Origin of the sequence: Streptomyces sp. ITFR-16, assembly GCF_031844705.1 — a bacterium.
Lineage (GTDB): Bacteria > Actinomycetota > Actinomycetes > Streptomycetales > Streptomycetaceae > Streptomyces.
The window spans coordinates 7,754,987-7,779,187 of sequence record NZ_CP134609.1 but is presented as its reverse complement, the minus strand read 5'-3'; the positions used below and the strand labels follow the sequence as shown (position 1 = coordinate 7,779,187).

The 24,201-nt window shown below is 71.3% G+C and carries 23 protein-coding genes; 8 read left to right on the top strand and 15 right to left on the bottom strand.

Annotated elements, in window-relative coordinates:
* Positions 1-43 precede the first annotated feature (43 nt).
* Positions 44-619: a type II toxin-antitoxin system RelB family anti-toxin gene (locus RLT58_RS34405; protein WP_311314282.1), complete on the bottom strand. Its 576-nt coding sequence runs from the start codon at positions 617-619 to the stop codon at positions 44-46.
* Positions 620-787: 168 nt separating this feature from the next.
* Between RLT58_RS34405 and RLT58_RS34400 the strand changes: the two genes are divergently transcribed.
* Positions 788-1,198: a RidA family protein gene (locus tag RLT58_RS34400; RefSeq protein WP_311314281.1), complete on the top strand. Its 411-nt coding sequence runs from the start codon at positions 788-790 to the stop codon at positions 1,196-1,198.
* A gap of 75 nt (positions 1,199-1,273) precedes the next feature.
* Complete coding sequence (locus tag RLT58_RS34395) at positions 1,274-1,618, top strand: hypothetical protein (protein WP_311314280.1); 345 nt, start codon at positions 1,274-1,276, stop codon at positions 1,616-1,618.
* A gap of 29 nt (positions 1,619-1,647) precedes the next feature.
* Here the strand turns inward: RLT58_RS34395 and RLT58_RS34390 are convergent, their stop codons facing one another.
* Positions 1,648-2,226, bottom strand: a complete 579-nt coding sequence (locus RLT58_RS34390) for a hypothetical protein (protein WP_311314279.1) — start codon at positions 2,224-2,226, stop codon at positions 1,648-1,650.
* A 20-nt stretch (positions 2,227-2,246) separates the two neighbouring features.
* Complete coding sequence (locus RLT58_RS34385; protein ID WP_311314278.1) at positions 2,247-3,164, bottom strand: hypothetical protein; 918 nt, start codon at positions 3,162-3,164, stop codon at positions 2,247-2,249.
* A 94-nt stretch (positions 3,165-3,258) separates the two neighbouring features.
* On the opposite strand from RLT58_RS34385, the gene RLT58_RS34380 reads away from it, so the two are divergent.
* Together RLT58_RS34380 and RLT58_RS34375 are read left to right on the top strand one after the other, a co-directional pair.
* Positions 3,259-4,155 carry an NAD-dependent protein deacetylase gene (locus RLT58_RS34380; protein ID WP_311314277.1) on the top strand — a complete coding sequence of 299 codons (897 nt, stop codon included), beginning with the start codon at positions 3,259-3,261 and terminating at the stop codon, positions 4,153-4,155.
* A gap of 143 nt (positions 4,156-4,298) precedes the next feature.
* The gene (locus tag RLT58_RS34375) at positions 4,299-4,760 is read left to right on the top strand and encodes an Asp23/Gls24 family envelope stress response protein (RefSeq protein WP_311314276.1); all 462 of its coding nucleotides are present in this window, start codon (positions 4,299-4,301) and stop codon (positions 4,758-4,760) included.
* Positions 4,761-4,778: 18 nt separating this feature from the next.
* On the opposite strand, the gene RLT58_RS34370 is transcribed toward RLT58_RS34375, so the two are convergent.
* The 9 genes from RLT58_RS34370 to RLT58_RS34330 form a co-directional block, all read right to left on the bottom strand.
* The gene (locus RLT58_RS34370; RefSeq protein ID WP_311314275.1) at positions 4,779-5,648 is read right to left on the bottom strand and encodes an RNA polymerase sigma factor SigF; all 870 of its coding nucleotides are present in this window, start codon (positions 5,646-5,648) and stop codon (positions 4,779-4,781) included.
* 140 nt (positions 5,649-5,788) lie between these two features.
* Complete coding sequence (locus RLT58_RS34365; RefSeq protein ID WP_311314274.1) at positions 5,789-7,840, bottom strand: CocE/NonD family hydrolase; 2,052 nt, start codon at positions 7,838-7,840, stop codon at positions 5,789-5,791.
* Positions 7,841-7,875: 35 nt separating this feature from the next.
* Entirely contained in the window at positions 7,876-9,189 is a 1,314-nt protein-coding gene (locus tag RLT58_RS34360) for an ATP-grasp domain-containing protein (protein ID WP_311314273.1), read from the bottom strand.
* 91 nt (positions 9,190-9,280) lie between these two features.
* Positions 9,281-10,150 (bottom strand): 3-hydroxyacyl-CoA dehydrogenase family protein, encoded by an 870-nt coding sequence (locus RLT58_RS34355; RefSeq protein ID WP_311314272.1) that lies wholly within the window; start codon positions 10,148-10,150, stop codon positions 9,281-9,283.
* A gap of 141 nt (positions 10,151-10,291) precedes the next feature.
* A complete protein-coding gene (locus RLT58_RS34350; protein ID WP_311314271.1) occupies positions 10,292-11,404 on the bottom strand; it encodes an FUSC family protein in 1,113 nt (370 codons plus the stop codon).
* Positions 11,405-11,420: 16 nt separating this feature from the next.
* Entirely contained in the window at positions 11,421-12,845 is a 1,425-nt protein-coding gene (gene zwf / locus RLT58_RS34345) for a glucose-6-phosphate dehydrogenase (protein WP_311314270.1), read from the bottom strand.
* 53 nt (positions 12,846-12,898) lie between these two features.
* Entirely contained in the window at positions 12,899-14,350 is a 1,452-nt protein-coding gene (locus tag RLT58_RS34340; protein WP_311314269.1) for a sugar porter family MFS transporter, read from the bottom strand.
* A gap of 136 nt (positions 14,351-14,486) precedes the next feature.
* The gene (locus tag RLT58_RS34335; RefSeq protein ID WP_311314268.1) at positions 14,487-15,257 is read right to left on the bottom strand and encodes a hypothetical protein; all 771 of its coding nucleotides are present in this window, start codon (positions 15,255-15,257) and stop codon (positions 14,487-14,489) included.
* 118 nt (positions 15,258-15,375) lie between these two features.
* The gene (locus RLT58_RS34330; protein ID WP_311314267.1) at positions 15,376-16,296 is read right to left on the bottom strand and encodes a class I SAM-dependent methyltransferase; all 921 of its coding nucleotides are present in this window, start codon (positions 16,294-16,296) and stop codon (positions 15,376-15,378) included.
* Between RLT58_RS34330 and RLT58_RS34325 the strand changes: the two genes are divergently transcribed.
* Positions 16,295-17,758 (top strand): aldehyde dehydrogenase family protein, encoded by a 1,464-nt coding sequence (locus RLT58_RS34325; RefSeq protein WP_311314266.1) that lies wholly within the window; start codon positions 16,295-16,297, stop codon positions 17,756-17,758. The genes RLT58_RS34330 and RLT58_RS34325 overlap by 2 nt on opposite strands.
* Here the strand turns inward: RLT58_RS34325 and RLT58_RS34320 are convergent.
* On the bottom strand, positions 17,755-19,383 hold the full coding sequence (locus RLT58_RS34320; protein WP_311314265.1) for a tannase/feruloyl esterase family alpha/beta hydrolase: 1,629 nt from the start codon (positions 19,381-19,383) through the stop codon (positions 17,755-17,757). The two genes, RLT58_RS34325 and RLT58_RS34320, sit on opposite strands and share 4 nt — an antisense overlap.
* A gap of 89 nt (positions 19,384-19,472) precedes the next feature.
* Positions 19,473-21,005, bottom strand: coding sequence for a GMC family oxidoreductase (locus RLT58_RS34315; RefSeq protein WP_311314264.1), 1,533 nt, complete (start codon positions 21,003-21,005; stop codon positions 19,473-19,475).
* Between the two features lie 144 nt (positions 21,006-21,149).
* Here RLT58_RS34315 and RLT58_RS34310 point away from each other — a divergent pair, with 144 nt between their 5' ends.
* Entirely contained in the window at positions 21,150-21,716 is a 567-nt protein-coding gene (locus RLT58_RS34310) for a CGNR zinc finger domain-containing protein (RefSeq protein ID WP_311314263.1), read from the top strand.
* 73 nt (positions 21,717-21,789) lie between these two features.
* On the opposite strand, the gene RLT58_RS34305 is transcribed toward RLT58_RS34310, so the two are convergent.
* Entirely contained in the window at positions 21,790-22,230 is a 441-nt protein-coding gene (locus tag RLT58_RS34305) for a VOC family protein (protein ID WP_311314262.1), read from the bottom strand.
* Between the two features lie 713 nt (positions 22,231-22,943).
* Here RLT58_RS34305 and RLT58_RS34300 point away from each other — a divergent pair.
* Together RLT58_RS34300 and RLT58_RS34295 are read left to right on the top strand one after the other, a co-directional pair.
* Positions 22,944-23,699, top strand: a complete 756-nt coding sequence (locus RLT58_RS34300) for an acyl-CoA dehydrogenase family protein (protein WP_311314261.1) — start codon at positions 22,944-22,946, stop codon at positions 23,697-23,699.
* Positions 23,700-23,749: 50 nt separating this feature from the next.
* Positions 23,750-24,175: an acyl-CoA dehydrogenase family protein gene (locus tag RLT58_RS34295; RefSeq protein ID WP_311314260.1), complete on the top strand. Its 426-nt coding sequence runs from the start codon at positions 23,750-23,752 to the stop codon at positions 24,173-24,175.
* Positions 24,176-24,201: the final 26 nt, after the last annotated feature.

The window sequence follows — 24,201 nt, the reverse complement described above, 5'->3', positions numbered from 1 at the left end:
GACTAGCGCAGCGCGCGGCGCCGGCCCCCGCCGGGCGGGTCGCCTACTCCTTGGCCGCCTCGTCACGCTGATGACCACGGCGGGCGTCGCGGTCGAAGATGCCCAGGATCTCGCAGGGGCCGCCCTCGGCGCCGATGGCGTGCGGAAGCATGGTGGGGAACTCGGCGGCCTGGTTGGTCTCGACGCGCAGGCGGCGGTGGCCCAGCAGGAGGACCGCCGTGCCGGAGAGGACGACGAGCCACTCCCGGCCGGGGTGCGCGCGCATGCGTGCGGGGTTGTCCGGCGGCGGCCCGGTCATGCGCTGCCGTACGACGCTCATGCCCGGATCGCCCTTGATCGGCCAGCGCATCAGTCCGTGGGCCGCGTCGATCACCGGGCTGATGACGACGTCGTCGGAGGCTGTCTCGACCAGCTGGTCCAGGGTCGTGTCCAGGGCGCGGGCGAGGGTGACCAGCTGGTCCAGGGCGAGACGGCGCCGGCCGTTCTCGATGCGGGACAGCGTGGACTGGCTGAGGTGGGCCCGGTTGGAGAGCTCCTCCAGGGACCACCCCTGAGCCACGCGCAGCGCCCGGATCCGTTTGCGTACCAGGCTGTCCAGCTCGCCATCATTTTGCGTCATGGGCAACAAGGCTCCTGCTCCCGGCGGCGTTCTGCGCGCTCGCCTGGCTGGTGTTCGCGGTGACGCGGCTGCCGGGAGCCGGGCCTCAGGGAAAAACGGGAGGTGGCGGCGGCGCACGGCTGGCAGGATGACCGCGCTCCGCACCCCGAGGGAAAGGACCCCACGACCGTGGCCCGTGCCATCACACTGATCCGCTCCGCCGACCTGTCCGATGTCGCCGAGTACGCCTACGCCGCGACGGCGCCCGCCGAGGCACGCCTGGTCTTCCTCGCCGGATCGTGTCCGCTGAACGAGGACGGCTCCACGGCGGCGGTCGGGGACTACGCCGGCCAGGCGGCCAAGGCCGTCGAGAACATGCGGACCGCGCTCGCCGCCGCAGGTGCGTCGCTCCAGGACGTCATCAGCACCCGGGTCCTCGTAGCCTCGTCCCGGCAGGAGGACCTGGTGACGGCCTGGCAGGTGGTCCGGGACGCGTTCGGGGACCATGACGTGCCGAGCACCCTGATGGGCGTCACCGTGCTCGGCTACCACGACCAGCTCGTGGAGATCGAGGCCGTCGCCGCCGTCCTCGATGCCTGAGACCGAGTATCCGTGCGGCCGGCCTGAGTACCCCGGCGGGTGCGCGGCACGGGCGGCTCCGCGTTGGATGGGACGATGAACACATCGTCACCCGCCACCCCCGCACCGTCCGACGAGGTACCCCGGGGCAGGAACCGCACCCGGCTGTGGGCCACCCTCTCGGCCGTCCTGTTCGTACCCGCGCTGCTGGCCACCGGAGTCCTGACCCTGGCGTCGGAGCGGGCCTCGCGGTGTCTGACGTACGGGGAGGAGTGCGCCTCCGGGCTCCCTGCCTGGCTGTTCGAGTGGAGTGCCGGCATCGGCGCACTGGCCTTCGTGGTCGCCCTGGCCGCTCCCCCGGTCCGGGTCCGGCAGGGAGCGCTCGCCGCCCAGGTGGCGGCCGAGGGCACGGCGCTGCTGGTCGTCCTCAGCCACGCCTGACCGCTCGTCCGCGTACCGGGGCCGGGGCTTCAGCGCAGGCGAGGGTTCAGGGCCTTCAGGTGCGCACGGAAGCCGGGGTCGGGCCGGTTCTCCTCGAACCGGCCCGTCTCCGGGTCGAGGTAGCCCCACGCACCGGTGCGGCCGGCGCCGCACACCAGCAGGGTCAGCGTCCGGCCGGGTGCCGAGACGCCGGTGACCTCGTGGAAGGTCGTCGGCGGGAGGTGGTTTCGCTCCCCCGCCTCGTGCACCCGGGTCGTCCTGTGCACCTTTCCCCGGACCGACTCGTACCGCTCCTCGGTGTATCCGCCGAGCAGGATGAACGCCGTGAACGGCCACGGGTGGTTGTGCGGCCTCGGGGCCGCGCCGTCGCGGAGGTCGGGGCCGAGCCAGAGGTTGATCTTGACGGTGCGTTCGCTCTCGCGGCGTACCAGGTACTCGGCCTTGTACCCGGCCCCCTGCGGGTCCGGGATCAGCGTCCAGTTCCGCTCGTCCGTGAAACTCTCCCAGGTCAGGCGTTCGTACGGGGTGCGCGCGGCCAGACCGCGTCCGGCCGCGGCGAACATCTCCTCGTCCACGGCCAGGCCGGGCACGATCTCGAACGGTTCCACGGTCCTCTCCCTCCCCCGGGTCACCGGCGGTCGATCTTCTTCTCCCGCATCAGTTCCTCCAACTCCGCGTCCGACAAAGGGCGCAGGCTGTCGAGGAGATGACGCAGTCCGGGTGCGTCGAGCGTCTGGCTGGAGACGGTGGCCTCCGCCCGGCCGATGCGGCGGACGACAGTGACGTCCACGCTGCCGGTGAAGGGGTGGCTGACGACCATGTCACCGTGCGCGTCCACCACACAGGTCTCGTCCTTGCGCACAGGCTCGGGGCACTGGAGCGAGGGGGTGATCGGCCGGCGGAGGTTGAGGTCCGCGGACCCCATCACGTCCTGCTTCGTGGGGCGGTACTCCACCGTGAAGTAGCCGGCGTCCGTATAGGCGCGGGCCACCGTCATGCCGGACGGCGCCGCGCCCATGTAGAGCAGTTCCTCCTGCTCCCGGTACTTCGCGATCTCCGCCTCGTGCCGGCGCTCCTGCGACTGGGCCGGGCCGACGAAGCCCCCGTAGACCACTGCGGCCACCAGCGCGGCCACCGCTGCGAGCCGGGTCCGGCGGCTCGGTACGAAGAACGCCGCGGCGACGGCGTACGGCACCCCCACCAGCGCGAAGCGCAGACCCGCGCTCCCCAGGTCGATGTCCTCGCCGTAGGCGGCCAGTCCCGCCGCGACACCGAGCGTGCCGAGGACGAAGACCGTGACCGCCCAGCCGAGCCGTCCCGGCACGGTCCCGCAGAGCGGGACGAAGGTCCGCGCCGATGCGCCCATCACGGCCAGCAGGCCCACGGTGAGCGGCAGGGACAGTGCGGCCAGCGGCACCATCGCCCCGGTCCCGCCGCCCCAGCCGGCCACCAGCAGCCCGAAGCCGACGGTCGGCACCACGGCCGCCATGGCCGCCCAGACCAGAAAGAGACGGAGGGGTATCAGCGCCCGTCTGTCACTCGTCATGGACCGGATCTTCGCAGGGGTACGTACGCGCCCACATGAGTTCCCGTACTCAGGAGGCAACCGCTCCGCCCGGTCCGTTCCGTACGCTGGGGGCATGCGGATGCGCCCCACTCTGAACTGGACCCCCACCGAGGACCTGTCGCCCGGCACCACGGATCTCGGGCCGGTCGTCGCGGCACTGGGCACGGGCGGTGTGCTGGTGCTCAGCGGGGCCGGGATCTCGACGGAGTCGGGCATCCCCGACTACCGCGGCGAGGGCGGGAGCCTGAGCCGGCACACCCCGATGACCTACCAGGACTTCACCGGCGGCGACCGGGCCCGGCGCCGGTACTGGGCGCGCAGCCACCTGGGCTGGCGTACCTTCGGCCGGGCCCGTCCCAACGCCGGGCACCGGGCCGTGGCCGCGTTCGGCCGGCACGGCCTGCTGTCGGGTGTGATCACCCAGAACGTGGACGGTCTGCACCAGGCCGCCGGAAGCGACGGTGTCGTGGAGCTCCACGGCAGCCTGGACCGGGTCGTCTGCCTGTCCTGCAAGGCGGTCAGCCCGCGCCGGGAACTCGCCGGACGGCTGGAGGAGGCCAACCCGGGCTTCCGTCCGGTGGCGGCCGGTCTCAACCCGGACGGCGACTCCGACCTCACCGACGAGCAGGTCGGGGACTTCCGCACGGTGGCCTGCGCCGTCTGCGGCGGCGTCCTCAAGCCGGATGTGGTCTTCTTCGGCGAGTCCGTGCCGCCGGAGCGGGTCGAGCACTGCCGCGCCCTGGTGCGTGAGGCGTCCTCGCTGCTGGTCCTCGGCTCCTCACTGACCGTGATGTCGGGGCTGCGGTTCGTCCGCCAGGCGGCCGAGGCCGGGAAGCCGGTGCTGATCGTCAACCGGGACCCGACCCGGGGCGACCGGCACGCCCTCACCCGTGTCGCGCTCCCGCTGGGACCGGCGCTGACGACCGTGGCCGGCCGGCTGGGTCTCCCCGAGGACGAAGCGGTGGCCTGAGCCCCTGGCACACCCGCCCGCCGCCACTCGAATGGCAGGTGTCCCGGCCCCGGAGGACAGTGGAAGTCGGGGCGCGGGGCGGCGGGAAACGTTCCGCCGGCCGAGTGCGTCTCCTCCCCGACAACTTGGTGTGTGAGGAACTCATGGCGACCAATGACACTCTCGGCGGTACCCGGCTGGGTTCGGACGACGCGGCCGGCGGAACGCGCGGAACCACGACCATCGCGGACACCGTGGTGGCGACGATCGCGGGCATCGCGGTCAGGGAGACCGACGGCGTCCACCGCGTGGGCACCGGGCCCTCACGGGCGTTCGGTGCCGTCAAGGACAAGGTCTCCCGCTCCAGCGACCCGGGGCGCGGGATCAAGGTGGAGGTGGGGACGAAGCAGACCGCCGTCGATGTCGGCATCGTGGTGGAGTACGGCGTGCCGATCCTCGACACCGCGCGCGCCATCCGTGCGAACGTGACGGACGCGGTCGAGACGATGACGGGCCTGGATGTCGTCGAGATCAACATCAACGTGCTGGACGTCCATGTGCCGGGCTCGGACGACGACGAGGACGAGGACGAGGAGACGTCCGCCGGGAGCCCCCGGGTCCAGTGACGACGGCCGGGACGGCCGTCAGTCCTCGGTGAGGATGCCTTCGCGGAGCCTGGCGAGGATGCGGCTGATCAGCCGCGAGACATGCATCTGCGACACGCCCAGGCGCTCGCCGATCTCGGACTGGGTCATCTCGTCCCCGAACCGCATCTGGACGATCGCCCGTTCCCGCGCGTCCAGCGTCTCCATCAGGGGGGCGAGTGCGTGGAGGTTCTCGACGAGTTCCATGCCCGGGTCGCAGTCACCGGTGATGTCGGCGTGGGTCCGGCTCACTCCGCCCGGCCCGTCGCCCTCCGAGCCGTCGACGGGCACGTCGAGGGAGTGCGCGGTGTAGCCGTTGGACGCGACGACACCCTCGGTGACCTCCTCCTCGGTGATGCCGAGGTGCTCGGCCAGTTCGGCGACCGTCGCCTCACGGCCGAGGACCGTGGCGAGTTCCTCCTTGGATTTGGCGAGGGTGACCCGGAGTTCCTGCAGCCTGCGCGGCACATGGACGGACCAGGTGGTGTCACGGAAGAACCGCTTGATCTCCCCGACGATGTACGGGATCGCGAACGAGGTGAACTCCACCTCGCGGGCGAGGTCGAAGCGGTCGATGGCCTTGATCAGGCCGATGGTGCCGACCTGGATGATGTCTTCCATCTGGCCGTTGCCCCGGTTGCGGAAGCGGCCGGCCGCGAAGTGCACGAGCGAGAGGTTCATCTCGATCAGGGTGTTCCGCGCGTACTGGTACTGCGCGGTGCCCTCTTCGAGAGTCTGCAACCGGTCGAAGAACAGCTTGCTGAGCGCGCGGGCGTCCTTGGGCGCGACCTTCAGCGGATCCTCGATCTCCGGGAGCGCCTCCGTGCCGGTGCCGGCACCCTGTGCGTGCACTGATACGGATATGGTCATCGCGTTTCCTTCCCTTGCAGCGGTAGCTCTTGAGTTCCGTTCCTCAGTTCCGTGCGCGCGAATCAGCAGCTGCCCGGAGCCATGCGTTCCACACGTGTCCTGGCACAAAGGCCTTGTGGAGGGCCCGAACGGACGGTGTCTCAGACACCCGACCGCGGCACGCTCTCGTTCCAGGTACGGGAGAAGACCCGGCGGCCGTCCTCGTACCCGTCCAGGGTGGCGTCGACGTGGAAGTCGGTCTCGTCCGACGTCAGAACCGTCCGGGTCTCCACCCGGACGTCCCACGCGGGACGCCTGAACCGCATGGTCCAGGCGGACTCCCCCGTCACGGACCCGAAGTCGTCCGCGACGGAGGTGTACTTCTCGCACGCGCGCAGTCCGACCTCGATCCCGTTCTCCTCGTACCGCTGGAGTCCCCGGTCCTTCACGATGTCGAGTGTGGAGTGGTAGTCGACCAGGTTCCTCGACACGGTCCATGCCTGTTCGGGCTCGGTCAGCTGGGTGACCGGGGGCGGCGCGCACCCCTCGGGCTCGCCGAACGGGGCGGCGGGCACGGAGTCGGGCGCCCCGGCGGGGCGCACCGGCAGGGTGAGGGAGCTGCCGGTCTCGTGGACGCTCAGGGCGGCCGGTGCGGGGGACGGCCAGACCAGCGGCCAGTACGAGGTGGAGAGCGACAGGCGGATGCGGTGCCCGGCCGGGAACGCCTGGGCCACCCCGTTGAGGGGGATCCGGACCCGGTAGGTCTCTCCGGGGACCAGCGGTTCGGGCCGGTCCCGGCCCGAGCGGTGTGCCAGGTTGAGGACGCCGTAGGTCACCCGGGTCGCACGGCCGTCGGGCCGCACGTCGGACAGCCGTACGGCGATCTGGGCGTTCTCCCGGGACGAGGAGACCAGCAGGTTCACTTCGGGCGCGCCGAGGATCTCCAGGCGCTCCGGCAGCGTACGCGTGTCGAAGACAAGGGAGCCTCCGTCCTCCTCGCGCTGGTCGTAGGGCAGGTCCGGCGGGGCGTTGTACGAGGCCCACTTTCCGGCGAACTGGCCCACGGACAGCGGTGACTGAACGGTGTGGACCGGCCCGTGCGACGCGCTTGCCCCGGCCGGCGCGCTCTCCCGGCTCCCGGGGGGCGCGAGGGCGTGGTCCTTCAGCGGGTGGACCGTTTCGCGGACGTGCGGCGAGGGCCAGCTCGGCTCCCCCACCCACCGGCCCGGCCGGTCCTCGTAGGACGTGGACGGCGGCACGCTCTCCTGCATCCAGGCCCGGATCATGGGACCGTCCATGACGCCGTTGTCGACGCCCTTGAGCCAGTGGTCCCACCACCGCACGACCTCCTGGAGGTATCCGATGGCCGGCCCCGGCTCGCCCAGGTGGGGCAGCTTGTGCGACCAGGGCCCGATCAGGCCCTTGCGCGGTACGTCGACATGGCTCAGGAGCCGGGTGACCGCGTTGGAGTATCCGTCCGCCCAGCCGCTCGATGCCAGGACGGGGCAGCGCAGGTTCCGGTAGTCCTCACTGAGCGAGGCGTGGCGCCAGTAGGCGTCGCGGTGCTGGTGCCGCAGCCATTCGAGGACCCAGGGGCGGGCGGTGTCCAGCCGTTCGTGCCACATGTCCCGCCAGCGCTCGCCGACGACGTCGGGGTCGGGCGGACAGGTGGCGTAGGCGAACATCGTCCCCGCCTCGGCCAGGTTGTCGGACAGCATGGCACCGCCGACGTAGTGCATGTCGTCCGCGTACCTGTCGTCCGTGAAGGAGGCGATGACGATGGCGCCCAGGCTCGGTGGCCGCCGGGCCGCGACCTGGAGGGCCGCGAAGCCGCCCCAGGAAATCCCCGTCATCCCCGTGCTGCCGTCGCACCAGGGCTGTTCGGCGAGCCAGGCGAGCACTTCTTCGGCGTCGAGCTGTTCCCGCTCCAGGTATTCGTCGAGCAGGACGCCTTCGGATTCGCCGGTGCCCCGCAGGTCGAGGCGTACGCAGGCGTAGCCGTGACCGGCGATGTAGGGGTGGTTGATCGCGTCGCGGGTGGAGGTCAGGTCGTTCTTCCGGTACGGAATGGCCTCCAGGATCGCCGGGACCGGCTCCCGGTCCGAGGATGCCGGGCGCCAGATCCGCGCCGACAGCCGGACTCCGTCCGACATCGTGAGGGTGACGTGGTCCTCCCGCCTGACCGCGTACGGCAGTCGGCCGACGTGTCGCATACCGATGGTGTGCTCCTTCCTGTCCGGGGTCCTGTTCACGAGGTCGTGCGGCCGCGGCCGCCGGGGGCGGTGTCGTCGAAGGCGAGTCCGAGGGCGGCGACGCACTGGTCGAACTTGCGCCGGAGGCCGTTCTCGTCGTCCGCGCCGGTGAAGATGTGGGCGATCTCGTAGCTGTAGCTGTCCTGCTGCGACACCTCGGAGAGCTTCTGTCCCTCGGCGGGCACGATGTCGATGCGGACGCCGGGTATGTCCCGTTCGATGGCGGCGAGTGCGTCGGGGGTGGGGACCTGGTGCACGGTTCCGTCGCCGAACCACCGGTAGTACCACTTGGCGGCCATGCGGTAAGGGCCCCGGCCGCCGGGTGCCCCGGGATCCTCGCCGAGGGCCAGCCGGATCATCCGGTGGTGGTTGGGGATGCCGTCGACGTAGCCGAACAGCTCCGCGTGCGACTGGGAGTGCCGCGGGTTTATCTCCAGCAGGCTGATCGCCCCGGTCTGCGGGTCGTAGAAGTACTCGATGCTGAAGGTCGCCGCGTCCATGCCTATCCGGCGCATGGTCCGCTCGCTGACCTCGTGCAGCTCCTGGATGACCGGGGCCGGAAGAGTGCTCGGGTACTGGTGGCGCAGGAAGCAGGGCGAGTCGGGGTAGTTGATCGAGTCGAGCACCCCGTAGACGGTGATGTCGCCGTCCTTCGCATAGCCCTCGACAGCGACCTGGATGCCGGTCATGGCTTCCTCGGCCAGGCAGATCTGTCCCCCCACGCCCGACATCTCCGGGGGCAGGTCGAGCAGTTCGAGCACCGAGTCGAACGGCTTGCCGACCCGGCCGATCCCCTGCCGTATCTCGTCGACGGCCGTCCGGAACTCCGCCATGTCCTTCACGGAGTAGGCGAGTTCCGAGGAGTAGGCCAGAGCGGGCTTGAGCCACATGGGGAAGTCCACGCCCTCGGGCGGGCGGGGGTCCGGGCTTTCCAGGTCGACGCGGCCGAACTTCGGATACGCGTCGATGACCTTCTGCTGTTCGAGCCGGCTCCAGTACTTGTGCTCGCACTTGACGACGGACTCCAGGCTCGTCGTACGGGTGCCGTATTCCCTGCCGAGCATGGGAACGAGGGTGCTGACCGGGAAGTCCCAGTAGCCGACGATCGCGTCGACGGTGCCGTCGTGCGCGTCCAGGACCGCCCGGGCCCGGCGCATGAGATCGGCCACCGACACCTCGCCCTCCTGCAGTTCGCCGATGCTCAGCAGGGGGTGGAATCGGTACCTTGCGGCATCCGGTACGGAGTTCAGCGTCGGCAGGTTCGCCTCGTCGAGGCCGAGAACGAAGATGTTCTTCCGCTGCGGAGACACGGCGTGGTCCTCTCGTGGGGGGTCCACGGCGCGTACCCGCCGTCGCCTCCGCCAACCACGGGCCGGGGTCTGCTGCGGTGTCCCGGACCGCTCAGGAGGGGGTGTCGTGGGTGTAGAAGCCCTGGCCGGTCTTCACGCCCAGGTGCCCGGCGTCGACGTACTTCTTCAGCAGCTCACGCGGGCCGGCGGGCAGTGCGGGGTTCTCGGCGGCGTAGTGGTTCTCGATGTCCAGGACGACGTCGAGGCCCACCTGGTCCATCATCCGGAACGGCCCGGCCGGCGTGCCCATGTTGATCTTCCACATCTCGTCCACGTCCTGCGGGGTCGAGACTCCCTCCGCGACGACCGAGAGGGCCTCGCGCTTGATGGCGGCCCAGATGCGGTTGAAGATGAAACCGGTCGACTCCTTGTGCGCCTCGAAGGGGTGGACGCCGTACCGGGGCAGCCGGGCCTTGAGCAGGTCCATGATCGCGGGGTCGGTGTGCCCGTCGGACATGATGTCGATGGCGTTCTGCACGGGCGGCATGTAGAAGTGCATGTTCAGCACCCGTTCGGGGTGCTGGACCCGGTCGATGAACTCGCTCGTCGCGTACGAGGAGGAGTTGCTGGCCAGGATCGCGTCCGGGGCGGCTTCCCTGTCGAGTTCCCCGAAGATCTCCTTCTTCAGGTCCAGGCGCTCGGGCACCGCCTCGACCACGAGCCAGGCATCCGCCAGCGCGTCCGGCATGTCGTCCGTGATCACGACCCGCCCCGGCTTTCCGCCCTCGGTCCTCGCCGCGACCGGCGCCATGTTCTCGTCGAGATAGGCGCGTGCCGCGTCACCCGCCTTCGGTGACTTGTCGAAGATCCGCACCAGCCCGCCCTGCGTGGTGAACATCAACGCGATCCTGCGCCCGAGGGTCCCCGCTCCGATCACGGCGACCGGACGGTTCTCGATGTCGGTGGGGAGGGTGAAGGCCATGGTCCGTCCTGCTCTCGATGGCGCCGCACGGGATACCGGTGCGACGGGCGATGACTGCGTGCCCGCCCCAGCTTGGTGCGGCGCTCCCGGCCCGGCCATCGGGACGCGGCCAGGTGGCGGGTGGGACGCGTCCCTCGGGGCCTACACCGAGGGGCCGGGCGGGCGGCGGCGCCGCGGCCGTCGGGCGGACCACCGCAGTTCCGGCGGGGTGGCGACGGGGACCTCGGCGGTTCCGTCGTGCACGGCCTGTTCGGCGGCCTCGGCGCCGGCTCCGGTGAAGACGAGGATGTCGCGGGCGACCAGCCGGGCGCTCTCCCACGCGGCGACCGGGACCGCCGGTCCCGCTGCCGGGGCGTCACGGACGACGTCGAGGGCCCATCGGGTCGCGTGCCGCCGTACGGCAAGGCTCCCGGGGGCCGCGGCCAGGGCGCCCAGGGCCCCGGACAGTCCCCGTACCGCGTCGGCGAAGACGTCCCGGTGGGCCGGGTCGACGGCCTCGACACCGCGGATGAGGGTGAGGCAGCTGTTGGCCAGCAGATCCAGGTGCCGGGTGGCCGCGACCTCCTGGTGGACCGGCTCCTGGCGGCCCCGCCAGTGCGGGGTGCGCCGGACGACGGCGATGGTGTCGTCGCGCGTCGTGCCGAGGTCGTTCAACAGGGTGTACACGGGGCGCAGTTCCGCCCGGGGCAGGACGGCCCGTTCCTCCTCCGTGCCGTCCAGCGTCCTGGCCGTCAGCTCCAGCGCCCGGGCCAGGCCCGCCAGGGTGTCGGCCTCGGCACGCCGCAGCAGTGTGAGCGGGTGCGGCGGGAAGAGGAACTGGCTGAACACGAGCGCGACGCCCGCGCCGAGCAGCGCGTCCTCGACCCGGACGATGCCGGCCTGCTGCCCGGCCGCGACGGAGATGACCGCGCCCACCGCCGCCTGGGCCATCGTGATCCGCTCGCCGTCGAGGAGGAGTCCCACCAGGAGCGCGCACAGCACGGCCACGCCCACGGAGACGGGTCCGTTGCCCATGAGACGGAAGGCCAGCTGTCCGACGACGACGCCCGCGATGACACCGCTCACGACCCGCACCGCGTTGGTGCCGCGTCCTCCGACGGGGGTGTTGAGCGCGACGAGGGTGGCGATCGGGGCGAAGAGCGGGACGTGGTGGTCGAAGACGAGCCGGGCGATCCACCAGGAGAGCGCGGCGGCCGCGGCCTGTTGCAGCACCGGCCACAGGTTGGTCCTGACGCGGAGCCCTACGTCGTGCATGTCGTCCGGGTGCGGTTCAGGCGGAGTCGAAGAGGCGGCGGCTCGGCTGGTGCCACCGCTTCAGGCCCGGGAGCGCGTCGGCCGCCTCCGGGCCCCAGCTCCCCGGCGCATAGGGCAGCGGCGCCTCGGCGGGGGCCAGTACGGGGTCCACGATGCGCCAGCACTCCAGGATGCCGGGGAAGAAGGCGAAGCACTCGGGGTCGCCCACGACGGCTCCGTGGAGGATGTTCTCGTACGGGAGTTCCTGCCTGCCCAGGACCTGGGCGAAGTCGACTCCGACGGGGACGGTGACCGGACCGCTGTCGCTGTCGGGTTTGCGCAGCATCAGGTCCGCCCTGATGCCGGTGTCGCCGTCGATGCGGAAGCGGATGAGGTTGGAGGAGGGCTGCGTGTTCTGGCCGCCGAAGAGTTCCAGGGGCGGCTTGCGCAGTTCCACGACGACTTCGGTGGCGGACAGGGCCAGGGCCTTGCCGCTGCGGAGGTAGAAGGGCACGCCCGCCCAGCGCCAGTTGTCGATGAACAGGCGGGTAGCGAAGTAGGTCTCGGTGGTGGAGTGCGGCGCCACGCCCTCGACGTCCCGGTAGCCGTCGTACTGGCCGCGCACGGTCTCGGCCGGGTCCATCGAGCGGGTCGCGTGCAGGACGCGCCACTTCTCCAGGCCCTGTGCCCGGGCGTTGGTGACGCTCGGCGGGTCCATCGCGAGGAGGGCCAGGACCTGGAGCATGTGGTTCTGGACGACGTCCCGCAGGCAGCCCACGGCGTCGTAGAAGGAGCCTCGGTCGGCGACGTCGAAGTCCTCGACGAGGGAGATCTGGACGTTGTCCACGTAGGCGCGGTGCCAGATCGGGGCCAGGAGGGTGTTGGCGAAGCGGGAGACCATCAGGCTCTCGACGGCGCGGTTGCCCAGGAAGTGGTCGACCCGCAGGAGGTGGTCGTCGTCGAAGTGGGCGCCCAGATCGTCCTGGAGCTTCCGCGCGGAGGCGGTGTCGTGTCCGAAGGGCTTCTCCACGACCAGGCGGGCGTCGCGGTTGAGGCCCGCCCCGGCCAGCGCGGCGGCGACCGTGGTGAACAGGGCGGGCGGGATCGCCAGGTAGTGCGTGACGAATCCGAATCCGGTCAGGGCCTCACGCAGACGGGCGAAGGTGGCGGCGTCGGTGAAGTCGCCGGTGACGAGGGACAGACCGGCGGCGAACCGGGCGAAGACCTCCTCGTCGATGTCCGCTCCCCCGGCGGTGATCGCCTCGCGCGCGTGTGCGCGCAGTGCGTCGTCGTCCCAGTCGGTGGCCGCGACCCCGATGACCGGCACGGTGAGCCTGCCGGACTCGGTGAGCCGGTAGAGGGCGGGCAGCAGCATCTTCTTGGCCAGGTCGCCGGAGATACCGAAGAGCACCAGGGCGTCGGAGCGTTCGAGCTCGGGCGGGCTGATGAGGGTGTCGCTCATCGTGAGCGTCCTTTCTGCGGGACGGGGTGCCGGTCGGCGGCCGGGGCCGGACGTCAGACGGTCTTGGCGGGCTGGGTGTCGGGCGTGTGGCCGAAGCGGGACTGCAGCGCCGCCTCGATCTGCTCGGGGTCGCGGTCGCGGGTCTCCGGCACGTAGCGGCTGACGAAGACGAAGGCGAGGACGCAGATCCCGGCGAAGATCCAGAAGGTCTCGCCCTGGCCGATGGCGTTGGCCAGGGGCAGGAAGGCGAGGCTGATGATGAAGTTGGCGATCCAGTTGACGGCCGTGGACAGGCTGGAGCCCTCGGCCCTGACGGAGGGCGGGAAGATCTCTCCGAGCAGGGTCCAGAAGACCGGGCCGAGGCCGCCGGCGTACGCGGCGATGTAGATGACCATGAAGAGCAGGGTCAGCACCGAGTTCATCCCGACGATGAACGCCAGCCCCAGCATGAAGATGGACACGGCCATCAGGGCGAGCGAGACGAGGACCATGGGGCGGCGGCCCGCGCGGTCGACCAGGCGGATCGCGACGAGCGTCATGACGAGGTTGATGACGCCGATGAACACGGAGTAGAAGATCGAGTTCGACGCGTTCATGCCGGTCTGCTGGATGATGGTCGGTGCGTAGTAGATGATCGTGTTGATGCCGCCGAACTGCTGTACGGCGGCCAGGGTCAGCCCGACGACGAGGGCCGGCCGGACGTCCGGGGCGAGGAGCCGCCTGGCGCCCTGGCCGCCGGTGGCGGCGTTCTGCTTCCGCTTCTCGCGGTCCGAGCCGATCCGCTGCTGGGCGCGTGCGATCAGCTCGTCCGCCGTGGCCTCGTCGGTGACCGAGGCGATGCCTCTGCGGGCGCGTTCGACCTGGCCGTGGGCGATGAGCCACTGCGGGGACTCGGGCAGCAGCCACAGCGAGGACGCCACCAGCAGCGCGGCCGGAATCGCTCCGACGGCGAACATCGCCCGCCACATCTCGCTGCTCGCGAACGCGAGGTTGACGAGGTAGGCGACCAGGATGCCGAGCGTGATCATCAGCTGGTTCATGGTGAGCAGCCGGCCGCGGATCTTCGTCGGTGAGATCTCCGACAGGTAGACCGGTACGGTCGCCGACGCGGCTCCGACGGCGAGGCCGAGAATCACCCGGCCGGCCATGAGCATCACGTAGCCGCTCGCCGCGGTGACGATCGCCGTGCCGAAGATGAACACCACGCCGATCGCGCCCAGCAGCTTGCGCCGGCCGTACCGGTCGGACAGCCGGCCGGCCGAGGTGGCGCCGATCACCGCGCCGATGAGCAGGACGCTGACCACGCTGCCCTGCTCGAAGGAGTTCAGGTGGAAGTCCTTCTTGACGTAGAGCAGGGCACCCGAGACCACGCCGGTGTCGAAACCGAACAGGAAACCGCCCACGGCGATCGCGGTCGCCCACAGGGTGATCTTCCGCAGTCCCTCCGGCGGCACCTCGGTCAACGGCCCGTGGGTGCCCGGTTCCCTGGAGAAGCCCTGAACCATGTCATGTCCTCACATCTCGACAGCCCGTCGGGCCAACGTCACCACCCGAGGGCGGGCGGGGACATTTATGCGAGCAATCGAGTGATCAGATGGCCGCGTGCCGATGACGGCGCTCCCCCGGCGCCGGGCCTCGGCCTCAGCCGCGCCACCAGGGCGCGCGGACGACGTCGTCCTCGTCCGTGGCACAGCGGTTTCCGTTGGCCACCTCGCCGTGCGTGATGTCCCAGCCGACGACACCGTCGCCCTTGCGTTCCAGCTCGATCATCCGGGCCCGTTCGGCTCCGCCGCCGGTGTCGACGTCGCACCGGACCACGCCGGCCCAGGACCGTCCGTCCACGGCGGCGGTGAGGGACAGCAGGGGCAGCACGACGACCCCCAGCACGAGCACCGCGATCCACAGCACGTCGGCCGCGCGCTGAAGGCGGGTGCCGGCCTTCTCCTTCGAGCGTCTGCCGGTGGTGGCGTGGCGCCGGCCGGTCGCGTACTCGGCGATCACACCGAGCCGCACCACATAGGCCAGGACGCCGCAGGCAAGGCCCCACCACACGCCGTTGAAGGAGCCGACGACCAGGGCCAGTGCGGCCGGCACGAGCGCGGCGATGCCCGCGACCGCCGGGGCGGGGGTGTTCCGGCGGGCGGCCGCCCCGCCCCTGGCCGCGATGTAGGCGTAGACGGCGTGCGAGACGACCACGGCCAGCACCGTCGCGAGCAGCGGCTCGAACAGGAACATGTCGGTGATGATGTCGAACCAGTTGCCCGGCCCCATGACGGCCAGGGCGTCCCGGGCCGCGCCCCCGCCGCCGAGCGTCCACGAGAGTTTGAGTGCGGGAACCGCGGCCAGGACCGCCGGCACCGTCACATGTGCGGCGCTGCTCCGCCAGCCCTCCGCACGCTCCCGCTCGTCCATCCGGCCAATCTAGGGCCCGCTCCCCGGCGCCCCGTCCCGACACACGTGAGCGGCCGGGGACGTCCGCCCCGGGGGGGGGCGGCCTGGTTGTGCCGCCCCGCCCTCCCCGCCCCGGTCCCTATGGCGTGGAGGCGAAGACCCACCGGTTGGCGGCGAGCGTGTCGTCCTTCTCCGGGAGGGGGCCGCGGCCGTGCTGCCGGGTGAAGTCGAAGGGCGTGCGGACGGTCGTGGTCCACCCGCGCGCGGCCAGGTCCGCAGCGGAGTCCGGCCGGGGCTCCGCGTTGAACAGGGCCGACAGGTCGACGCCGATCCGCTCACGTACCACGGTGTGGAGGGGGTAGCCGAACTCCCCGGCAGGCTTCAGGCCCTCCTTCACCTCGTAGCACAGGGCGCTTCCCGCGACGCTGTGCGCGGCGATGGTGGCGATGAGATTCCGCTCCGCGTCGGGGGGCAGGTACGGCACCAGCCCCTCGGCCAGCCAGACCGTCGGCCGAGCCGGATCGAAGCCCGCCGCGGTCAGGGGCCCGATCCAGTCGAGCCGCATGTCCACGGCGATCGGGCGGCGTACGGCCTTCGGCTCCGCGTCCAGGGAGTCGAGGACCGCCTGCTTGAAGGCGAGGACCCCTTCCTGGTCGATCTCGAAGACCGTGCGGCCCGGCGGCCACGGCAGCCGGTAGGCGCGGGAGTCCAGTCCCGCGCCCAGGATGACGATCTGGTGGGCGCCGGCTGCCGCACACTCCAGCAGGAAGTCGTCGAACACCCGGGTGCGCAGCCCGAAGAAGCGCGCCAGCCTTCCCCAGAGCGGGTCGGTGTCCCGGCCGGGCACCTGGTCGGGGTGGACGGGCCAGTCGGCGGCGGCCCGGGCTGCGCGTACGAAGTGCTCGGCGTAGGTGTCCCTGGCCAGGGCGTCGGGGCGGCCGCACTCGATGGCGCGTGCGGCGGCCACCATCAACGCCGTACGCCCGACCCCTTCGTCCACACCGGTACGTTTGCCGATGGCCTCCACCATGCTTCCTCCGACCATGTGATGGGCACTCATGTCTGCGTTCACTGTTGATCTTCCGGACGAGTTCCTCAACTGCTTCTACATCGACGGGCACTGGGTCCCCGCCGCGTCCGCCCGTCGCGTCTCCCTCGTCTCCCCGGTCTCCGAGGAAGAGGTGCTGAGCCTGCTGCTGGCGAGCGGTGCCGAGGTGGAACATGCCGTGGCAGCCGCCCGTGCCGCCTTCGACACTGGACCGTGGCCCCGCATGACCGCCCCCGAACGCGCCGCGTATCTGCGGAGGTTCGCCGACGAGGTGCGCGGGCGCCTTACCCTGCTGGCCCGGCTGTGGACGGCTCAGGTCGGGGCTCCCGTCCGCTTCGCCCAGGGGCTCATCCACGCCGGTGAGGATCGGTTCGACCACTTCACGGAACTTCTCGGCGGGTACGCGTTCGGCGAGCGGCGCCCCACGCGGCGCGGCCATGCCCGGGTCGTACGGGAACCGGTCGGGGTGGCCGCGCTCATCGCCCCCTGGAACGCCACCTTCAACATCTTCGCCCACAAGGTTCCCGCCGCGCCGGCCGCCGGCTGCACGGTGATCCTCAAGTCCCCGGTCGAGAGCCCCCTCGACGCCCTGGTGATCGCGGAGGCCGCAGCGGCGGCCGGTCTGCCACCGGGGGTTCTCAACGTCGTCACGGCCGGTGCGCGGGAGTCCGCCGAGCTGGTGGCGAGTGCCGGTGTGGACAAGATCAGTTTCACCGGCAGTGTGCCCACGGGGCTGCGGATCGCCGAGGCCGCCGCCCGGCGTATGGCCCGGACGACGCTCGAACTGGGCGGCAAGTCGGCCGCGATCCTCCTCGACGACGCGGACCTGTCGACGGCGCTGTGCGCCCTCACCCCGTTCACGATGCCGTTCTCCGGCCAGATCTGCTTCGCCCAGACCCGCATCCTCGCTCCCCTGCACCGCACGGCGGAGGTCGAGGAGGCGTACGTGTCCGCCGTACGGAGACTGTGGGTCGGCGACCCCTGGGACACGGCGACCGACATGGGCCCCGTCCTCGACGCGCGCCAGTACGACCGTGTGCTCGGGTACATCGAGGCCGGCCGGGCGGAAGGGGCCCGGCTTCTCATCGGTGGCGGAAGGAGCCCCGGCTTCGACCGGGGGTACTACATCGAGCCCACCGTGTTCACACAGGCCGCACCGGAGATGACGATCGCCCGCGAGGAGATCTTCGGCCCGGTGGTGACCGTGCAGGGGTACCGCGACGTCGACGAGGCCGTCCGCCTCGCCAACGACACGGACTTCGGCCTGAGCGGCAGTGTGTTCGGCGCCGACGTCGAGCGTGCCTTCGAGGTGGCTCTCCGCGTGAAGGCGGGTCATCTCGCGGTCAATGGCTTCGAGATCTCGGCCGGCGTGCCGTTCGGCGGCAGGAAGCTGTCGGGACAGGGCCGCGAGGGCGGTCCCGAGGGGCTGGAGAGCTTCCTGGAGACCAAGGCCGTGTTCATGCCGACCCCCTAGAACGCGCTGCCGCGGGGCTCCGACCGGGCGGCGCGCACGCAGTCGAAAGCCTCGGCGGTGGCCGGGGCACCGTCGCCGGCATAGCGGGAGACCAAGGGGTAGCGGCACAGCTCGCGCGTGACCGTCCCGCCGGAGGCATCGGTCAGGGCGGCCGTCAGCGTGCCGGGGGCGCGCCCCTGCTCGACCCAGGCCCTGAGGGCGCCCAGGTCGTCGGTCCTGCCGCTGAGCCCGCAGTGGGCCGTGCCCGGGGCAAGGAAGAGCCGGTAGAAGTCGTCCACCCGGTGCGAGCCGCCCATCTGCCGCTCCACGCGCTCGCGGTAGTCCACCGTGCCCTGGGTGGGGATCAGCTGGTCGGCCTGGCCGTGCCAGGTGAGGAGCTTGCCACCGGAGTCGCGGAAGCCCGACAGGTCCGGGTCGTCGGAGCCGATCACGGAGCCGAACTCCGCCTGGGACTGCCGGAACAGCCGGGTGAACTGGCCGGAGGTGAGCGTCGAGGTGTCGAAGGAGGGCTGCTTCTTGACGAACGTCGCGACCCAGGCCGCCGGTACGGAGAACGGCGTGCCCTTGACGTTGCCGTCGTCGGGCGCGGACGCCGCCAGGGGCTCGAAGTCGGCGCCGACCGGCAGGCCGTACCAGAGCCTTCCGCCCGCCGTCGTGCGGGGACCGTCCCAGATCTTGCGTACGACGGCCGCGTCCGCCGCCGTGAAGACCCCTTCCTCGCCGTCGCACACGGTCTTCGTGCCGATCAGTTCGCGGGGGTCGTAGGCGCACCGGCTCACGTCGGCGACCAGCCCGTCCTTGGCCCCGTCGAGCGTGTCGCACGCCTTGAGGACGGCCTCGTTGACGGCTTTGAACTCGCAGGAGGTGGGGTAGGCCCGCTCCTCGTTCATCACGACCTGCGGCCACAGCGTCGCGACCTCGAACTCGTCCCAGTTGATCGCGGGTGCGCCGGCGAGAATGCCGTCGAAGTCGTCGGGGTGGCGCTGGGCCTCCATGTACCCCTCGCGGCCACCGGTCGAGCAGCCGTTGAAGTACGCGTACGAGGCGGCCCTTCCGTACACCTCGGCGACCACCTGCTTGGCGACCACGGCCGCGTCGTGCTGGGACCGTTCGGCGAAGTTCTTCAGCAGCGGGGTGTTGATCCTGCCCTTGCCGTCCAGCGCCCAGGTGGTGTCGAGGAGATCGCCGACGCCCGCGTCGGTGGTCGCGGCGGCATAGCCCTGCTTGACCGCGCCGGCCAGCCCCAGGCCGTTGTCCCCCGCCGCGTAGGCGCTGCCGCCGAGGGCCTGGAACCGTCCGTTCCACCCGGTCGCGGGCAGCCAGACCCGTACCTTCGCGTGGTCGCCGGCGCCGGGGTGGGTGAGCGTGAGCGTCACCTCGCAGTAGGCGGGGACATCGGTGACCGAGCCGGCCAGCGGCCCGGACTCCACCTCGACGGTTCCGCCCGCCTGTCGCACCGCGGTCACGTGCTCCACCTCGGTGCCCGCCGGGGGCTTCACGGACACGGCCGAGCAGTTGAGGGGCGCGGAACCGGCGGCCACGGTCTCCGCCGACGCCGTCGGCAGGAACACCGCCGCCGCGATCAGCGGGAGGCCCGCGGCGAGCAGGACGGGAGTGCGTTTCATGACGTTCTTCCTGTTCAGGGTCGTCTGCAAGGAGGTGTACGGGAAGGTGTCCGGGCCGGGGGCGGGTGCCTCTCCGGTGTCCGGGCGGATCAGAAATCCGTCGACGCGGCGACGAGCGCGGCGGCGCGCTCCGCGATGCCGTAGACGGTCGCGTTCGTGTTGCCGGAGACGATCGACGGCATGACGGAGGCGTCGGCGATGCGCAGGCCCCGCAGACCTCGGAGCTTCAACTGCTCGTCGACCACGGCGCCTTCGTCCGTGCCGATCCGGCACGTCCCCACCGGATGGAAGTACGAGGCCGCCGCCGCTCTCAGGTACGCGCCGATCTCCGCGTCGTCGTTCACCTCCGGGCCGGGGACCACCTCGGCGCCGCGCCAGGTGTCCAGGGCCGACGCGCTCCCGATGGTCCTGGCCGCCCGGACCCCTGCCACCATCGCCGCGAGGTCCCGGGCATCGGCGTAGTAGCGCGGGTCGATGAGCGGGGAGTCGGTGGGGTCGGCCGAGGCCAGGCGGACCGTGCCGTGGCTGTGCGGGCGCATCAGCGAGACGTTGAGGGTGTATCCCTCCCCCGGGCCGGTGAACGCGCCCGCGTACTGCGGGACGTCGACGAAGATGATCTGCAGATCGGGGGCGTCGACCCGGTCCGAGCTGCGCAGCAGCCCGAGTGCCTCGCCGTGGTTGTTGCGACCTGCGGGCACGGGGCGGGCGGCGGAGTACACCACGCTCGCCATGACGTGGTCCTGGAGGTTGGCGCCGACGCCGGGAAGCGGGTGCACCACGTCGATCCCGGTCGCCCGCAGATGTGCCTCGGGGCCGATGCCGGACAGCATCAGCAGGTGCGGGGTGCCGATCGCGCCGGCCGCGAGGATCACCTCCCGGGCCGCTCCGACGGCGACCTCGTCCCCCTGGGCGTCGCGGTAGAGCACGCCCGTGCACCGGTCTGCGGTGATCCGGACTCGGTGCACCGGCGCGTCCGTCACCACGGTCAGGTTGCCCCGTCCGGCCGCCGGGCGGAGGTACGCGTCGGCGGCGCTCTGCCTGCGCCCTCCGACGATGCTCAGGTCCGGCAGGCCGAACCCCTCGTCCAGTCCCGAGCTGATGTCCCGGGCCCGGGGGAAGCCGGCCTCGGCCGCCGCCTCCAGACAGTCCGTGAGGACGGGGCTGGGACGGTGTGCCGGAGCCGTTCTCAGGGGCCCGTCCTGCCCCCGCGCCCCGGCGTCACGGCCATGGGCGCTCTCGCTCCGCTTGAGATACGGGAGCAGTTCGTCGAAGCCCCACCCCTTCGCCCCGGCGTCGGCCCAGGCGTCGTAGGCGGAGCGGTGTCCACGGGTGAACACCATGGCGTTGATGGCCGACGAACCGCCGAGCCCGCGCCCTCGGGCCAAGGGAATCGACGTGCCCGTGAACGCCTGCTCGGTGGTGCGCTCTCCCCAGTTGCGCCCGGTACCCAGAAGGGTGGGCCAGGCGGGCGGGAGTGATAACGCGCCGCCGGGGTCGTCGTCGCCGCCCGCCTCGATCAGCAGGACGCTCACCCGGCTGTTCTCGGACAGCCGCGCCGCCAGCACGCTCCCTGCCGTACCGGCGCCCACCACGACGTAGTCGTACTCCACGGTCTGGGTCATGAGATCCCTTTCATGCGTCACCGGTTAAGGTGGTGACGATGCTGTCACGGCCCCTCACTCACTGTCAAGGAGGCAGGGTGGGTGACAGCGGGCCCCGCGCCCCAGTCCTTGCCGCGCATGGCAGTCACCTGTCAAAATGGTGATGTGAACCTCAACCATGTCTTCGTCTGCGGAAACCCGGCCCTCGACTTCGCCGCGACCCTTCGCGCGCGCCGTTCGGCGCGGTTCGAGATGTTCGTGACCCCGGACCGACTGGATGCGTGGTACCTGGAGTCCGGCGTCGTCGACACGGTCACCCCCGGTGACGAGAGCGACGTGGAGCAGGCGAGAGCCGTGCGGGAGGCCGTCTACCGGCTGGTCACGGACCGCCGCCTCGGAGCCCCGTTCGACGAGGCCGCCCTCGGCATGCTGAACCAGGCCGCGCGCAGGCCCTCCGCCACCCCCCAGCTCACCCAGTCCGGGCGGGCGACCGCGGCCACACCGGAGCAGGCGCTGTCGACGGTCGCCCGACTGGCGGTCGAACTGCTCAGCGGGCCGGACGTGCCGCTGATGAAGGAGTGCGGCAACCCGGAGTGCACCCGCGTCTACATCGACCGCTCCCGCGGGATGCGCCGACAGTGGTGCGGCATGGACTCGTGCGGGAACAAGATCAAGGCCGCCGCCTACCGCGCCCGCAAGAAGAGCGCGCCCGCCGCCACGGCCGCGCACTGACGGAACCCCGCTCGACCGCGGCTCGGCGGCCGCCCCGCGTCCGCACTGCCCGAGGCCGGCGAAGTGCCGGGACCTATCCGATCTGTTCGGCCAGGGCGACGATGATGCCCGACGGGCCGCGAAGATTGCAGAGCCGGTAGGCGTTCTCGTACTGCGCCACCTCGCCGAGGAGTTCGGCGCCGTGGCCGCGCAGACGGGCGATCGTGTCATCGATGTCGTCGACGGCGAACATGACGCGGTGCAGGCCCAGCGTGTGGGGCGGCGGGTTGAGCGGTCCGGCAGTGACCGCCTCGGGGGCGTGGAACTTCGTGAGCTCCAGCTTTCCGTCGCCGTCCGGGGTGCGCATCATCGCGATGGCGCTGCGAACCCCGTCGAGGCCGAGCATCCGATCCGGGCAGGCCCCCGCAATCTGCGCTTCACCTTCCAGCTCCATGCCGAGCTCGGCGAAGAAGGCGACGGAAGCCTCCAGGTCGTCCACAACGATGGCCACGTTGTCCATCCGCCGAATCGCCACGGGGTGCTCCTTCTTCCTTCGTCGAGCAGGTCTGTCTTCCTGCTCCTTGTACCCCTGGGACGGAGCCGGTGCCGCGTCCTCGACAGCCGGAGGTGCCGAAGTTCTGAGTGCGTGCGCCTGAAGCGGGATCCGGCCCCTGACTCACGGCGCGGCAGTGTCGCCGGCCGCCCCCGCTCTCGTCACGCACGTCGGACATCTTCCCGTGCCACTCGCGGGGAACAGGTGCCGGTACACCGTCACACGGTTCTCGCGAATGCCACAGAGCGTGGCCCCCTCCCCCAGAGCGTGCTCCACAGCCGGTTCCCCGATCTCGCGGCACGCAGCGAACGGCAGTGGCTTGCACACGACCGGACTCCCCAGAGATCGGAGGCAATGCCCCATGTTCAGCAGGGCTGCCACTCTCGCATGACGGCCGGCCTCCCCGGATCCCCCCATACATCGCGCCGCCGCACGCCTCTGCGGCGGGGCGACGGCGCGCAGCGCTCCCGGAAACAGACTCGTCACCGTCTTGACCGGTGACGGCAAAAGCTGCCATGATTGCGTCACCACCTCAACCAGTAACGCTCGTTGAGCCGTCCCATGAACCCCGAGCAGCTACTCGGCGCCGGCTGGGCCGCATGCCTTTCGGCGCCGCGCGCCGCGCATGACGGTCACCCAGGTGTGCATGTATGTGTGTGACGTTCGGATCGCTGACCGAAGGCTGGAGCCCGCCCATGGACGATCAGTTAACCCCTGGCACAGAGCAGCCGACCCCCCGGGTGGGCACTCCGCCCGTGGACCCGGCCCTCGCGCTCGTCGAGGCGGCCCGCGCCGTCTCGCCCGTGCTGCTGCGGGACGCGGACACCGCCGAGCGGGAGAGCCGGCTCACCCACGCGACCGCGCAGGCCCTGCGCGAGGCGGGCATGTTCCGCCTCGGTGTGCCCAAGAGTCTCGGCGGACACGAACTCCCCGTCACCGGCTGCGTCGACGTACTGGCCGAGATCGCCCTGGCCTGCCCCTCCAGCGCGTGGATCGTCATGCTCTCGTACGGCGCCCAGCAGATCGCCGCGTCCTTCGGCGACAAGGCCCGTTCCGACCTCTGGGGCGAGAGCCCGGACGTTCCCATGTGCGGTGTGTTCAGCGGTGCGGGGGCCACGGCCGAGCCTGTCGAGGGCGGGCTTCTGGTCTCGGGCCGGTGGCCATGGGCATCCGGCTGCCATCACGCGGAGTGGGGTGTGCTCGGGGTGCCTCGGACCCGGCACGGCGACAGCGGGCCCGGCGGCCCGGGTGTCGCGCTCGTCCCCGTCGGGGGCCTGACCACCTCGGCCACCTGGGACATGGCCGGCATGCGCGGCACCGGAAGCGACACACTCGTCGCCGACCGAGTGTTCGTCCCGTACGACAGGATCCGGGGCTTCTCCGACGTGATGGCGAGCGGCCCCGGACCGGCGAACCGCTGTACCGCGTCCCGCCGGGATCGCTCACCCTGACGTCCCTGGCCCCCGCACTCGGGGCCGCACGCGCGATCTTCCGGCTGACGATGGAGACCGTCGACAGCGGGAAGCCCATGGCCATGTCCCTCCACGGGCGCCTGGCCGACTCCCCCAGCGTCCAGGCCGCACTTGCCGACGCGGCCACACTGATCGACTCGGCCCACCTCCACCTCATGCGGTCCGCCGAAGCGGTCGACACGGCAGCGGCGCCGACGGACGACGCCCCGACCCTTCTCGACCGGGCCCGGGTGCGCATGGACGTGGGCCACGCCTCCACCTGTCTGCGGCAGGCGGTACAGCTGCTGCTCACGGTGAGCGGCGCGGGCAGCTTCGCCCGGACCCGGGTCATCCAGCGCTACTGGCGCGACATCGAGACGGCGGCCCGGCACCCCACGCTGAACCCCGGTCTCGCCCGGGAGATGTACGGGCGGGCACTGGTCGGCGACGAACGGCCTGTCAGCCCCATGGTCTGACCCTGGCCCGGACGCACTCCCCGGCC